Source organism: Actinosynnema sp. CS-041913 (assembly GCF_050942485.1).
Taxonomy (GTDB): domain Bacteria; phylum Actinomycetota; class Actinomycetes; order Mycobacteriales; family Pseudonocardiaceae; genus Actinosynnema.
The window spans coordinates 8,116,912-8,130,596 of record NZ_CP192037.1 but is presented as its reverse complement, the minus strand read 5'-3'; the positions used below and the strand labels follow the sequence as shown (position 1 = coordinate 8,130,596).

Below are 13,685 nucleotides of genomic sequence, written 5' to 3'. Positions count from 1 at the left end.
CTCCCGTCACAGACACAGACGAGGACCAAAGCCCACTGCTCACGAAGGCCGAGTCGGGACTCACCACGTCGGGGTCGGGCTAAATCCTCCGTGCCATGGGAACTTTGACGGCAGGATCGTATGGGGTCCACAATGGAGTCCTGAGACCGGAGGTGCGCTGATGGCATTGAACGGCTCCGACTCCACTATCCGATCCGAACCCTCGGTCAGCCCGCGGTTCTACACCGTGGCCGAAGCGGCAGCACTGCTTCGCATGTCGACGATGACCCTCTACCGCGCCATCGAGGCGCAACAGTTCCCCGCGATCCGAGTCCGGGCGCGCATCATCGTCCCGGCACGGGCCGTCGAGGAGATGGCTGAACAGGCGCTATCACAAGGTAGTTGCGTCAACGCCGCCGCGTGGGTGCCCGGTGCGGTCGCCTGACGCCACCGTCATAGATGAGGGTCGAAGGCGGCTGAGTACTGTGCTCTCTCGGCTGGCTGGGATACATGTCGGCTCGACGCCGTCGGCCATGGTCCGCCTTGGACGACTTGCTGCACCGGCCGAGCTCGGTCGGCTCGCTGCGGCCGTTGCCGGCACGGTGTTCTCGACGAGAAGCGAAGACCACCCGGAACTTTGACAGAACATTCAATCGGACATGCGGATCCGACATGCTCCCTGTCCGGGGAATGGATGCGGCTGACCGTGCTCGTCTGGCCGCTGCGCTGTGCGCGAGTGTGATCGGCGCATTGGGCAGGGCTTCAAGTACCGACGTGATGGTCTTGCGTTGTCAGGGTGTCTGAAGGAATGGCGACGGGCCGTCAGGCACCCGCCGGTGGGCGGAGGCGAGATCGGGTCGGAGTCGTCGGGCGGCGTCCTGCCCGTGCAGGCTCGTGGTGCCGTCGGTCATCAGCCGGGCCAAGTCCTCATGTGCCAGTAACGTCTGTGGATTGTCGGCCCCGAGGGTGCGGGTGCGGGCTTCGATAACGGTACGGAGATGGTGTTCCGCAGCCGTGGTGTGGCCCTGCTTGGCAAGGACGCGTGCCAGGTAATGGCAAGTCGTCAGTGTCTTGGGGTGGTCGGCGCCGATGGTTCGCCGGCGTGTGGCGAGGACGTTCTCGAAACGGGTCCGTGCCGTGGACAGATCCACGCCCTCCAGCCAGAAGGCCCTGGCCAAGTTGTGTTGCGCGAACAGCGAGAACGGATGATGGAGTCCGTAGGTATCCATCGTGTTCTCGATGATGACCTGTAGTCCGGCTTTGGCTTCGTCGAACTTGCCGGCTTCCGCCTGGGCTCGGCACAAGTTGTGCCAGGCTCTCAGGGTGTTGCGGTGTGCCAGCCCGAACCTGCGAAGGTGACCTTCGTATGCCTGGGTGAAGTGGTCAAGGACTTCGCCGCGATCTGTGGACAATTCAGACATCACGAAGGCCAGAGTCGCTTTGGCGCGAAGTGTCTTCGGGTGATCCTGACCCGAGGTAGGTACCAGGATCGCCAACGCGCGCTCGGCTAATTGCTTCGCGTAGTCGAGTTCACCGAGCTCACATAACACGAAACTGAGCCACAGTTCGGCACCGAGCGTCTCCATGTGGTCGTGACCACGAATAATCCTCGCCGACGACGTGACTTGAAGGAAGAGGCTCCTAGCGCGTAGGAACTCGCCACGCCTGTAGGCCATTAGGCCAAGCTGGTGTGTTGGCGCGAGCAGGCTTGGGTGGTCTGGCCCGTGCGCAGTTACCCGGTTCGACAGAATCCGTTCGCAGTGTTCTTGAGCGGCGGCGTACTCGCCGCGGTCGTGAAGGAATGTGACAATCTTGCTGCTGACCGCGTCGAGAATGACCGCATCACCTGTGAGGCGTGTGGCGTGCGTGATGTAGGCGTCTACGTGTGTGGACAGTGCCGCGCACCTGCTCCACACCTGAAGGTCTCCCGGATCGTCCGGGAAAGCGCGCTCCAGGACGGCACCAACGCAGTCCGCCCAGTGCGTCTCGGTCCAGTCCGCACTGCTGTCGCGTCCGGCGTGGAACAGTCGTGCCAATCGCAGGGGCCAGGTGGTTCGTCGGTGGCGCACCGCGTCTCGCACGATCGCCTGTACGAGGCTGTGCGTACGGATGAAGCCTGGCTGATCGAGACTCACCAGCGAGGTGCCCACCAGGGCCTCGACCAAGTCGTCCAGGCCCAGTGGGTCGCGCGCCGCGAGCGCAAGTTCGCGCGGCAACACGGAGCAGCCATACGTCGGCAGGTCACGGGGTGTCGCCACAGGAGCGAGGAAGGCCAGCATCCGCAGCAGTTGCACGGCCGCGACGTTGCGCAGTAGAAGCTGCTCGACCGCAAGACCGACGGTGACAGCCGCTGGGACCGGATACGGGCCGGCGGTCCCTTCGGCCATCAGGCGAGCCTGGCTTTCCAGGAACCGGTGGTGGTAGTCGGCCAAAGTCACGGCTCGGAAGCGACAGTAGGTTCCGGCTTGGGCGACCGCCAAGGGCAGACCGTGCAACTCCGCAGCGAGTGCGCTCGCCGCCGTCGTGTCGGTGTCACCGCTGTGGGCCAACAGGAGCTTGACCGCGTCCCGTTCGCGAAGCGACGGCACCTCGGTCGTGTCCGCCACGGTGTCCCACACAGGATTGCGAGAAGTGATCACGACCTGGCCTTCGCCGTTCGGAATGAGCCCGGCGAGGGTCGACTGCTCGGCCGCGTCGTCGAAGACCAACAGCCATCGGCCTCGTTGCCCCAGTTCGGACACCGCCGCCTGGGCTGCGAGTTCCTGTTCCTGGTCGGCTCGCGCCACGCCCAGGCGTCGGGCGAGCTCGGCGAGGCCGGCCACCACCCACAGGCGGTCAGAGGCGGTGATCCACCAGCCGATGTCGAAGCTGTCCCGATGCCGCTCGGCGTAGGCCATGGCGAGTTGGGTCTTGCCCAATCCCGGCAGGCCGTGCAGCGCCACCGCCGCCACCGACCGGGAGTCGCGTGACAGTTGCCGATGAAGCCGTGTCAGTTCTGCAGAACGTCCCATGAACGTTCTGACCGGTTGCGGGATGTTCCAGACCCGTGCGCCGGTCGTGCCCTCATCCCCGGCAGCCCACGACACGACTGCTGGTGAAGCCTCGTCGAGCGCAGGCGCCGTCCGCTTGGTGCCTCTCTCGGCAAAGGCGCTGATCAGTCCACCGACAGTCAGGACCAGTGCCCCGGCCAGATACCGGTCGAGGTTGAAAAGAAGCCCTGCAACACCGAGCGTTACTGCACCAAGTCCAACCAGTAACGGTCTATGGAGCATGAGCGTCCAGATGTGCCGCAACCAGCCGGGACTCTTCGTAGTGATCGACACTCGCACCTCTAATAGCGATCTTGGCGCCTACTGGTCGACACGATCTCTGCTGGCGCGCTTAACGGATGCGCTTAGCAAACCACAGTAGGCCGTCCGTTGTTCGACTGACGACCGCAAGATGACGATAGCTCGACAACCGCAATACTGCGGAAACGTGCCGCGCTCGTGTCTGGGTGGAGGAACCTGTAGGTAACTGATCGCGCCGTACACCCCAAACGAAGTTGCCTCTCGATCAAGTTTACCGATAGCGACCCGATGTGCTCGTAATGGGTGACAAAGAGACCACTTCCGTGCGCGCTGTTCTTCCGGTTGTACAAGCTTCCTCCGGATGACACCCCACGAGGTGATGGTGGATGTTCTGCCGGGGTGAAGGCCGCGCGGTGTGGGCGGTGCTGGTGTGGGTGTGGGGTGGCCCGGTGGTCGCGCTGTTGGGTCTTGGGGCGGGTCTGCGGGGCAGGCGATCCGGGATCGTCGGCACTAGGACACGCTGCGGGCGTGGTTCACGCGGCTTCCGCCCGGTGGTGAGGTGGAATCGACGACGTGCGGGACGACGGCAGCCAGTTGCAGCAGAAGTCCTCGTATTAGCGCTCTGTCGTGGTCCGTGCCGGGCGGGGCTCTTCACTCTGGGCGACGTCGGTGCCCGTGTCAAACCGCTGCGCGGTAACGGGTTCTGCTGTTCCTCCCTTCGGTCGGGCAGAACCCGTTACCGCGCCTGTGCGGTGTGACACGGTCCCCGCCGCCACCCGGGACGAGTGAGCCCCGTCCGGAACGGACCACAACACCGTTTCGGCTGGGGCGCATTCAGAACCGCCGGAGTCACCGCCCGGTTCGGGCACTTGTCCGCTCGCGTTTCAGCCATGCCATCGGCATCGGCTGAGGTGCTCGGTCGAGTGTCAGGAGGCTGTGGAGCGGAGTGGCCCGGCGGCCGGAACCAGTGGGAGGGAATCTCCAGTGACCGCTCTGGCGTGGAGGAACGCGCGTATCGAGTTGCTCGATCCGCGTTCGCTTGTGATGGATCGGAATTCGCGGACGATCACGGATGTGGAGGTGGAGAATCCGGCGTTGTGCGCGAGCATCCGTGCGCACGGTGTCCGTGTCCCGATCATCGTCAACCCTGCCGAGGACGGCGGCTATCGGGTGAGGGACGGGCATTGCCGCACGTTGATCGCGATCCCGTTGGTGGACCGGTATCCGGTGGTTCCGGCGATCGTGACCGGGTCCGAGGACGAGGAGCAGTGGGCGTGGTTGCGGGATCAGTGGGTGGCCAACGAGGTGCGCAGCGGCTACACCACCGCCGACACGATCCGGATCTTCGAGCAGATGACGCTGTTCGGGCTCAGCCCTCAGGACGTGGCGACCGAGCTCAGTGTGGACGTGGCCACGGTGAAAGCGGGTCTGACGGCCCGGCGCAGCACGGCGGTCGCCCGGACGTTGAAGGACTTCCCGCAGCTGTCGCTGGCGCACGCCGCCGAGCTTGCCGCGTTCGAGGACGACGAGCAGGTCTACCAGGCTTTGGTGAACACGTTGGCCGACGATCCGGAGGCGTTCGACCACGAGCTGGCCGAGTGGCAGCTGGAGTTCCGGCTGCGCGAGGAGCGTGAGGAGCTGAGCCGCACCCTGCGCGAGTCCGGTGTCGCGGTCGTGGGTGACGTGCTGCCGGTGGGGACGCAGCGGTTGGATCGGTTGTACCGCAGCGACAAGAACCGGACCCGGATGGACGACCCGGCGGCGCACGCGTCCTGTCCCGGTCACGCGGCGATGGTCACCACGGACAACGCCGAGGGCGCTGCGACCGCCGTGTACGTGTGTCGCGAATGGGCCAAGCACGGCCATGTCGATGTGTGGAGTGTGCGCTCGTCGGCCGCGCCGGAGCCGTGGACCGGGGAGAAGAGTGCTGCGCGTGCCCGGGTGGTGCGCAACAACAAGGCGTGGCGTGCTGCGGAGACGGCGCGGCACAAGAAGCTTCGGGAATTGCTGGCTCGTAGGACGCCGCCGCGTCTGGCCGGGCAGTTCATCGCGCACAGTCTGGTGGCCGGTGGCCAGGAGCTGCGGCGGGCGATGGAGCGCCGGCACCGGCTGGCGTGCACGCTGCTGGGGTTGAAGGAACCCCAGTACGGCAAGCCGCACCCGTTGGCGGACAGGCTGCGCAAGGCCAACGCCAACCAGGCCACCATGATCAGCCTTGCGGTCCTGCTGGCCGCGTTCGAAGCCTCCACGGGCACCGAGACCTGGCGCAGCCCCACCGAGGAGCAGAAACGCTACTTCGCCGCACTGGCCGACTGGGGCGTACGCCTGCACTGGGTGGAGCGACTCGTCAACGACCCCGCGGCCGACGCCGGGGTCGGTGTCGAGGTCGATCTCACCGCCGACCCCGGCGGCAGCACCGACACCGAACCCGCTCCGCAGATCCCGCGCGCCGGCTGACCCCGTCAGCCACGACACCCGCCCGAGGGCGTGACCGGACCCTTGTCCGGTCACACCCTTTTCTACTGTGCAAGGAGAAGACCATGACCGACCTCGTTGATTCATCCACTTCGCTGTACTCCCGGCGCAGGAGCGCGTGGGAACTGGCAGGTACCGCTGTCGCCGGCCGGGGTGATGCTCTGTCGGCGATGAGGGCCGCCGGTCTGACCGGGTGGAACATCCGCAAAGTCCGTCAGACCGGCATGGACATCACCGGCGATGGTGTGACCGCCGTGGACAACCCCGACCAGGTCATGTTGGTGCGCACCGACCCGCGCACCGGTCGCACCCGCTATCTGAGTTCGGTCGGCGAGGGGTACGGGGTCAAGCAGAACGAGGACCAGGCCGGTGTGCTCGACGCACTGGTCGCGGAAGCCGGCGCGCCTGGCCTGGCGCACGCCGGGGCGATCGACGACGGTCGGCGGACGTTCGTGACGATGAAGCTGCCGACCACGATGACGGTCGCCGGCACCGACCCGGTCGATCTGTACCTGGTGGCGTTCAACTCCCACGACGGCACCGCCGCTTTCCGGGTCGGCCTGGTGCCGTTCCGTGTCGCGTGCGCCAACCAGCTCGACCTGGCCGTCGCCACGGCGGTGTCGTCGGTGGCGATCCGCCACACCCGCAACTCCCGGATCGACGTCGCCGGCATCCGTTCGAAGCTGCGGTTGATGTACGACTACGCCGACGCCTTCGAAGCACAGGCGCAGCGGATGATCCACGCCGAGCTGACCACCGACGGGTTCCGCGACCTCGTCGAGACGCTCTGGCCCGTCGGCCACAACGCCCCGCCACGCACCCGGGCCAACGCCGAACGCCGCCGCACCCACCTGCTGCGCCTGTGGACCGACGCACCCACCCAGGCCTCCATCCGCGGTAGCCGCTGGGCCGGTCTCCAGGCCGTCACCGAATACCTGGACCACTACCAGCCCGCCACCTCCGAAGCCGCCCGTGCCGGACGCGTGCTGACCAGCACGACGGTTCTGCGCCGCAAACAGCACGCCTTCGACCTGCTCACCGCATGACCGACTACCACGAGTCCGCCCGTGTGACGCCCGTCAAGGAAACGCCTGCGCCACAACCGAACCACCCGACACTTCCAGGAGTTCACCATGTCGCTGACATCAGCCGAGTTGCGTGCCCTGCTGTATCTGCTCCGTGCGGCGGAAGCACCGTCTCCGGCCCTGCACGACTACGTGGCCGTGTGCGGTGTGGTGGAGGCCGTGGCCCATATCCGCAGCGGCGGTGCGCCATCGGCTGTTCTCGCCGAGATCGTCCGTCCGGACGTCGACATCGCCCGCGACCTGACAGCGCTGGACGCCGGTACGGCCCGGCTGGTCACCCCGCAGGACCGGGAGTGGCCGCGGGATCGGTTCGACGCGATGGCGGTCCACGGTCTCGGTGTGCCGTTGGCGCTGTGGGTGCGCGGTCGATCGTCGCTTGCCGAACTGCTTGGCACGGCAGTGACGATCACCGGTGCGCGTGCGGCCACCGAGTACGGATCGTTCGTGGCGTCCGAGTTCGCCGCGGATTTGGCGCGTCGCGGGGTGACGGTGGTGGGTGGAGGTGCGTACGGCATCGAGGGCTGCGCGCATCGGGGCGCGCTGGCCGGTGACGGCGCCACCGTCGTGGTCATGCCGTGCGGTATCGACCAGCGTTTCCCCCGTGAGCACGGGTACTTGTTCGAGTCCGTGGTCGAGCGAGGCGGACTGGTCGTCGGCGAGTACCCGGTCGGCACGGTACCTGCCCGCAGGCGGTTCTACGCCCGCAATCGGCTGCTCGCCGGGTTGGCTTCGGCGACGTTGCTCGTGGAGGCGGGCAAACGCAGCAAGACGTTGTTCACCGCGCAGGTCGCCTCCTCGCTCGGACGCCCCGTCTACGGCGTGCCGGGCCCGGTCACCTCCGCCTTGTCCGGCGGCGTCCACGAACTGCTGCGCACCGGCCAGGCCACCATCGCCACCACCGCCGGGCACATCGACGTCCCCGACGGCTCACCCCGCCCCACCAGCGGGGCGTGAACCGTGACCGCACCGCTGTCTTCGACCCATCAGGGAAGGAATCCTCTGGCCATGTCCATCACGCTGATCCCGGACGGGGCACTTGCCGCACTGCTCGACCACGCCGACCAGGCCCGGGAGGCGGCCCATGCCCTCACCCCCCGAGCGCGCCTGCTCACCGCCGCATACCTGCTGCGCGACCGATTCCCCAACGCCACCATCGTCCTGGTCGACAGCACCTTCCACCACATCGACCCCGTCGGGGTGGAGATCGACGGCATCGAGGACGGCGACGGCAACCTCCTGTGGGGCAACGGATGTCTCCACAGCCCCGATTTCCCCTGCCGGAACTGCATGCAAGCAGACCTGTGCTACCGGACCGCCGACGATGCGACATGGGACGACGTCGTCCAGCAGGTGGCAACCAACCTCACCAAGGCCCCTCTGCGGCGATCACCCACGGGACCACTGGCCGCAGCAGACCGGCCGGCCCGCCATTCACCGCGTCAGCCTGCCCGGCACACAAGCCGTCGCCGCGCTGGAACCAGGTCCGCACAGGCGGACCTCAGGCGTGCCAGGCGAGGGAAAGGCTCAACGGATGGTGCCCGAGGAACGGGAGGACGGATGAATCCGCATCATCCGCGACGGTCGCGACCGCGTGTGGTCCTGGCCGCTCTATCCGGGTGCGTCGCCGCACTGCAACGGCCGGGCGATCGCCAACGCAATCCGGCACGCACTGCGCCGACACGGCCGCTGACCGTCGCTCGACCGAGGACTTGGAGCGTCATGGCGACACACCTTTTCCGGGACGCCGCGATGGCCGCCGCCTGCCGCGGGTGGCCGGTCTTTCCTGCGCATCCGAGGTCGAAACGACCCGCCCTCACGGAGTGGGAGCAACGCGCCAGCACCGACATCGACCGGATCGAGCGGTGGTGGACGCGCCGGCCGACGGCGAACCCCGCCGTGGCCACCGGACCGGCCGGTCTGGTCGTGCTGGACCTGGACGACGCCGTGCGGCACGGACACATCGTTCCTCGCGAACCCAGTACTGTGCGGCACGGGAAGGACGCCTTCGCGCAGCTTTCGCAGAACGCGGCGACGCAGGTGTCGGAGGGCACGTTCACCGTCCGTACACCCAACAACGGCATGCACCTGTACTTCGCCGCACCCGCCGGCGTCGAGCTGCACAACACGCAGTCCCGCCTGGGTCCGCTGATCGACACCCGTGCCCACGGCGGCTACGTCCTCGCCGCCGGGGCGGAGACCCGCCAAGGCCACTACGAGATCATCGACGACGTGCCGGTGCAGGCGCTGCCCGACTGGCTTGTCGACGCGTTGGCACCCCGCCTCCACCTCGACACGCGAACGACGGTGGAAGCGACTCACAGCGATGCCTACCTGCGAGCTGCTCTCGCAGACGAGACCCGCAGAGTGCGCACGGCCCCGCCGGGAACCCGCCGCCACTCGCTGTTGCGCGCGGCTTGCCGCATGGGACGCCTACCGGGCTTGGGCGACGCCGTAATCACCAGCGCCCTGCGCGCGGCGTCCGACCGGCACGTGGCCGACGGCGCGTACAGCCTCACCGAACGTGAACGCGCCATCGCCGACGGCATTGCGTGGGGACGCGAACATCCGCGACTGCTGACATTCGCTCCAACTGACGGTGAGCGCGGTCCGGAAAGGATAGGCAGTCACTTCCCGTAGAGGAGGACAGCGATCCGAAACGCTGCCTATCGTCGCCGATACGACGAGGTGATCCGGCAGGGACAGCGCGGGCTGGGAGCCGGGTGAATCCGGACAAGCCCCGAGCCGAGTTGTTCGGATTTCACTGGCGAAGTCGAGGGTTAAGGTCCGCAGTGGCTCGGGATGAGTCAGAGCCGCCGGATGATCCGTGCCGGGTTGCCTGCGGCGAACACGTGGTCCGGTATGTCCCGGGTGACCACGCTGCCTGCGCCGATCACCGTGTTCTCGCCGATGGTCACGCCTGGACAGACGATCACGCCGCCGCCGAGCCACGTGTTGTCGCCGATGGTGATCGCGGCGGGTCGTTCCCAGCCGGCGCGGCGGCGTTCGTGGTCTTCCACGGGATGCAGCGCGGTGAGCAACTGTGTCCGCGGGCCGATCCGGACGTCGTCGCCGATCGTGATCGGGGCGTCATCCATGAAAACGGCGTCGTTGTTGACGAAGCTGTTGGCGCCGATGCTGATCAGCGAGCCGTAGCTGCACTGGAAACGTGGCAGGACACAAGCGCCGGGGCCGAACCCGGCGAGCAGTTGCTCCAGGATCCGGCGGCGCTCGACGTCGTCGTCCGCTCCGGTCGCGTTGAACCTGTCGAGTACTCGCCAACAGCGCCGTCGTTCCGCGACCAGATCTGGTTCGTCGAGGTACCAGTCACCGCGCAGCATCCGATCTTTCTGTTCACCCATGTTGCCGTCCTTTCCAGATGACGTTCGCACGGAGGCTCCCAGGCATGGTCCATAAAGGACAATGGATGCCGCCTCACGCTGTAGAGCGGACGATCCGCCACACCCTGCGACCCAACCAATCACGAAAGGGTGATCACCGATGACCGATGACGACAGTACCGGGCGGGAGCCGGCGCACTGCGGGTCCGGGCCGCATCCGCCGATCGTGGTGTCCGATCCGGGGAAGCTGCTCGCGGCCATTCCGCACTTGCTCGGGTTCTACCCGACCGACTCGATCATCCTTGTGGTGCGGCAGGCCGATTCGCTGGTGGTGACAGTACGGCTCGATCTGCCCGCCGACGCGAGGAGCGACCGGCGGGTGGCGGCGGAGGCCGTCGCCTCGGTAGCCGGCTGCGGCGCTGCGGGTGTGGTCGCCTTCCTTGTCGGTGATGACCTCGGCGCGAACGGGGTGGGTGTGCACAGTTCGTTGGCCGCGCACTTGGCGGTGGCGTTCGCGTTGAGCCTGGACGTGATCGTGGACGTCTACGGGGTGCCCGAGATCGCGGTCGGTGCGCGGTGGTTCGAGTACGGCGTCGCCGACCACACCGGTGTCGTCCCGGACCCGGAGTCCTCGCCGTCGCACGTGGCGGCGGTGACCCGTGGCCTGGTCACCCGCCCGAGCCGGGCGGCGGTCGCCGCGACGCTGGAACCCGACGCTGCCGACGTGCTGGATCGGCGGGCGGCCCTGATCGCCGCCGCGGCCGAGCAGTTCCCATTCGATCTGGACCCGCTGTCCACGGCGGCGGTGGAGCACGTTTTCCGGCTGGTCGAAGGGCAGATCGAACGGGCGGCCGACCGTAGCGGGACGTTGACCGACCGGGAGGTCGCCGAGTTGGCGTTGGCGTTGGTGGACCTGCGGGTGCGGGACTGGTGCATCGCCTTTGCGATCGGCGAGCACGCTGTCGCGGCCGAGCGGCTGTGGACCGAACTCACCCGGGCGACCCCCGCGCCCGAACGCGCAGAGCCCGCCGCCCTGCTCGCGATATCGGCCTACCTCCGGGGCAACGGGGCACTGGCAGCACTCGCCCTCGACCGCGCCGAGGCCGCACTACCCCACCACAAACTGGCCTCACTACTACGGACCTCGCTGACCCAGGGACTGCCACCCACCACCGTGCGGCACCTCGCGGAACGCGCGCAGGCGGCACGCCGGGATTTCCTGGCGGAACACCAGGGCGACCGCGAGTAGCCGGGTCGGGGTTGGTGGGGTTCGTGTCGGGGTGTTGTGCCCGCCGCCCGCCAGGGGTCTACAGGAGGGGAGGGGGTGGCGCAAACAAACAGCGTTTGCCCCACCCCCTCCCCTCCTGTCCTCGCACCCCAGGCGGCGGGCACAACACCCAGCCCGCGCCGACCGGCAATGGCACCCGGTCGAGGAACCAGGCCCGAAGGTCGTCCGGTTCTCGACCGTGCCCATTCGTGAAGGGGTGATCCTCGATGACCGACGACAGCAGCACCGACCGGCACGCGCGGCCCGGCCAGAGTGCGCCGGGCAGGCCGATGCGCCTGTCCGACCACGGACAACTGATCGCGGCGATACCGCACCTGCTCGGGTTCTACCCGACCGACTCGATCGTCCTCATCCTCGTCCGCAACAACCTCGTGTTCCTCACGCAACGAATCGACCTGCCCACCTCCACCCTGCACGACGAGCAGCTCGCGGCACAGGTCGCCAACGACGTGCGCCAGTACGCCGACGTCGACGCCATCGCGTTCCTCGTCGGCGACGACGCCGACGGGAACGGACGCGGCGAACGTCACCGGCTTGCCGTGCACTTGTGGGACGCGTTCGCCCGCCACGGCCTCGTCGTCGACGTCTACGGTGTCCCGACCATCGCCGAAGGCGCGCGCTGGTTCGACTACGGCTTTCCCGAGCGCACCGGCACCGTGCCCGACCCGGAGAACTCCCCGATGCACGCGGCGGCGGTCGCCCGGGGCCTGGTCACCTACCCGGACCGTGACGCTCTGGCCGCGACGCTGCAACCCGACCCCGACGACGTCCTCAAGCGACGCGAAGCACTGATGGACACCCTCGCAGCCCGCCCTTCCTCCGCCGACCCGGGAACGATGCAAGCGGAAACGGAACAGTCCTTCCACCTTGTCCGACGACAGGTCGAACAAGTACCGGACCGGACCGAGCCGTTGACCGACCAGCAGATCGCCGAACTGTCCATCGCGTTGGCCGACCTGTGGGTGCGCGACCGGTGCCTGGGTTTCGCACTCGGCGAGCACGCCCCGGCCGCCGAACGCCTGTGGACCGAGCTGACCAGGCAGAGTCCCGCACCCGAACGTGCCGAGGCCGCGACCCTGTTGGCGATATCCGCCTACCTCCGCGGGGACGGGACGCTCGCGGCCCTCGCACTCGACCGCGCCGAAGCCGCTCATCCCCACCACCGACTGGCCTCGATGGTCCGGGGAGCGATGGATTTGGGGATGCCACCCGCGACCATCCGGGGAATCGCCGAACGCGCCGTAGGGGACCAGCACGACGCCTCACGCGAAGCCGTCCACCACCGCCCGAGCAAGTAACGCAGGTCGACCGCGACAACACGGTACGAACAAGGAGAATGTGACATGGCCGGCGAAACGACACTGACCATCATCGGCAACCTGACCTCCGCCCCCGAACTGCGGCACACCCAGGCGGGCGCGTCGGTCGCGAACTTCACCATCGCCTCCACCCCGCGTACCTTCGACCGGCAGGCGGGGGAGTGGAAGGACGCCGACACCCTGTTCCTGCGCTGCACCTGCTGGAACCAACTCGCCGACCACGTCGCCGAATCGATCGGACGCGGCGCACGGGTCATCGCCCAAGGACGGCTACGGCAGCGGTCCTACGAGAAGGACGGCGAAAAACGCACCACCATGGAGTTCGAAGTGGACGAGATCGGCGCCGCCCTCCGCTATGCCACCGTGAAGATCACCAAGAACGGCAACGGCACCACGGCCGCATCCGGCGGAGGCACCGCTGATACAGCCGCGGACGAGTTTTCGTCGTGAGCGAGTGGCAACCGCCTCTTGATCCGACCTGCGGCTAAACTGGCGTCGGAGCCGGGTGTTTAAGGATCGATACGGCCTTGATGGGCACCGGGCTCCGGTGTCCAGGCGGTCTTGACGGACCGTCCGCTTCGGCGTGCGGCTAGCCTCTCGGGGCTTCCGCCTCGGCACAGCTGGGGGCGACCGGCACCCCGGTCGCCCCCAGCCGATCCCACCCGTGCAGCGGCCCGTCGTCGTACGTGCTCCACGAACTTTTGTGTTCCGGACCTGGTCGGTCGGGTTCGCCTCCGGGGATCCCAGGAGGGGCGGCGCAGTGTATGGGTCGGTGTCGTCATGTCAAATCGCTGTCCGAAACAATTTCACAGCGCACAAAATCCTCGGGGCCCCCCACCCCAAGGATTTTGCTGAAATTCTTTCGGCCAAAACGCGCGATTTGACATGACGACACCGACCCGCGGACAGGC

At 67.5% G+C, this 13,685-nt stretch carries 10 protein-coding genes; 8 read left to right on the top strand and 2 right to left on the bottom strand.

Annotated features, from left to right (window positions below; translation table 11 throughout):
* Positions 1-160 precede the first annotated feature (160 nt).
* On the top strand, positions 161-424 hold the full coding sequence (locus ACQPZF_RS36535) for a helix-turn-helix domain-containing protein (protein WP_433264942.1): 264 nt from the start codon (positions 161-163) through the stop codon (positions 422-424).
* A gap of 346 nt (positions 425-770) precedes the next feature.
* Here ACQPZF_RS36535 and fxsT read toward each other — a convergent pair whose 3' ends face one another.
* Positions 771-3,302, bottom strand: coding sequence for an FxSxx-COOH system tetratricopeptide repeat protein (gene fxsT, locus ACQPZF_RS36530; RefSeq protein ID WP_433264940.1), 2,532 nt, complete (start codon positions 3,300-3,302; stop codon positions 771-773).
* A gap of 1,041 nt (positions 3,303-4,343) precedes the next feature.
* Between fxsT and ACQPZF_RS36525 the strand changes: the two genes are divergently transcribed.
* The 4 genes from ACQPZF_RS36525 to ACQPZF_RS36510 all read left to right on the top strand — a co-directional run bounded on the left by ACQPZF_RS36525 (position 4,344) and on the right by ACQPZF_RS36510 (position 9,466).
* A complete protein-coding gene (locus ACQPZF_RS36525) occupies positions 4,344-5,726 on the top strand; it encodes a ParB/RepB/Spo0J family partition protein (RefSeq protein ID WP_433264938.1) in 1,383 nt (460 codons plus the stop codon).
* An 83-nt stretch (positions 5,727-5,809) separates the two neighbouring features.
* Positions 5,810-6,790, top strand: a complete 981-nt coding sequence (locus ACQPZF_RS36520; protein ID WP_433264936.1) for a DUF932 domain-containing protein — start codon at positions 5,810-5,812, stop codon at positions 6,788-6,790.
* A gap of 87 nt (positions 6,791-6,877) precedes the next feature.
* Positions 6,878-7,783 carry a DNA-processing protein DprA gene (locus ACQPZF_RS36515; RefSeq protein WP_433264935.1) on the top strand — a complete coding sequence of 302 codons (906 nt, stop codon included), beginning with the start codon at positions 6,878-6,880 and terminating at the stop codon, positions 7,781-7,783.
* Positions 7,784-7,834: 51 nt separating this feature from the next.
* Positions 7,835-9,466 carry a bifunctional DNA primase/polymerase gene (locus ACQPZF_RS36510; protein ID WP_433264933.1) on the top strand — a complete coding sequence of 544 codons (1,632 nt, stop codon included), beginning with the start codon at positions 7,835-7,837 and terminating at the stop codon, positions 9,464-9,466.
* 167 nt (positions 9,467-9,633) lie between these two features.
* Here the strand turns inward: ACQPZF_RS36510 and ACQPZF_RS36505 are convergent, their stop codons facing one another.
* Complete coding sequence (locus ACQPZF_RS36505; protein ID WP_433264931.1) at positions 9,634-10,188, bottom strand: sugar O-acetyltransferase; 555 nt, start codon at positions 10,186-10,188, stop codon at positions 9,634-9,636.
* A gap of 139 nt (positions 10,189-10,327) precedes the next feature.
* Here ACQPZF_RS36505 and ACQPZF_RS36500 point away from each other — a divergent pair, with 139 nt between their 5' ends.
* The 3 genes from ACQPZF_RS36500 to ACQPZF_RS36490 all read left to right on the top strand — a co-directional run bounded on the left by ACQPZF_RS36500 (position 10,328) and on the right by ACQPZF_RS36490 (position 13,224).
* On the top strand, positions 10,328-11,416 hold the full coding sequence (locus ACQPZF_RS36500; RefSeq protein WP_433264929.1) for a DUF4192 domain-containing protein: 1,089 nt from the start codon (positions 10,328-10,330) through the stop codon (positions 11,414-11,416).
* A gap of 245 nt (positions 11,417-11,661) precedes the next feature.
* Positions 11,662-12,753 carry a DUF4192 domain-containing protein gene (locus ACQPZF_RS36495; protein ID WP_433264927.1) on the top strand — a complete coding sequence of 364 codons (1,092 nt, stop codon included), beginning with the start codon at positions 11,662-11,664 and terminating at the stop codon, positions 12,751-12,753.
* Between the two features lie 45 nt (positions 12,754-12,798).
* Positions 12,799-13,224, top strand: a complete 426-nt coding sequence (locus tag ACQPZF_RS36490; RefSeq protein WP_433264925.1) for a single-stranded DNA-binding protein — start codon at positions 12,799-12,801, stop codon at positions 13,222-13,224.
* Positions 13,225-13,685: the final 461 nt, after the last annotated feature.

Excerpts from the sequence above, each read along its gene's own strand:
- ACQPZF_RS36535 (WP_433264942.1), top strand. The coding sequence starts at position 161 with ATGGCATTGAACGGCTCCGACTCCACTATCCGATCCGAACCCTCGGTC.
- ACQPZF_RS36520 (WP_433264936.1), top strand. The coding sequence starts at position 5,810 with ATGACCGACCTCGTTGATTCATCCACTTCGCTGTACTCCCGGCGCAGG.
- ACQPZF_RS36515 (WP_433264935.1), top strand. The coding sequence starts at position 6,878 with ATGTCGCTGACATCAGCCGAGTTGCGTGCCCTGCTGTATCTGCTCCGT.
- ACQPZF_RS36510 (WP_433264933.1), top strand. The coding sequence starts at position 7,835 with ATGTCCATCACGCTGATCCCGGACGGGGCACTTGCCGCACTGCTCGAC.
- ACQPZF_RS36505 (WP_433264931.1), bottom strand. The coding sequence starts at position 10,188 with ATGGGTGAACAGAAAGATCGGATGCTGCGCGGTGACTGGTACCTCGAC.
- ACQPZF_RS36500 (WP_433264929.1), top strand. The coding sequence starts at position 10,328 with ATGACCGATGACGACAGTACCGGGCGGGAGCCGGCGCACTGCGGGTCC.
- ACQPZF_RS36495 (WP_433264927.1), top strand. The coding sequence starts at position 11,662 with ATGACCGACGACAGCAGCACCGACCGGCACGCGCGGCCCGGCCAGAGT.
- ACQPZF_RS36490 (WP_433264925.1), top strand. The coding sequence starts at position 12,799 with ATGGCCGGCGAAACGACACTGACCATCATCGGCAACCTGACCTCCGCC.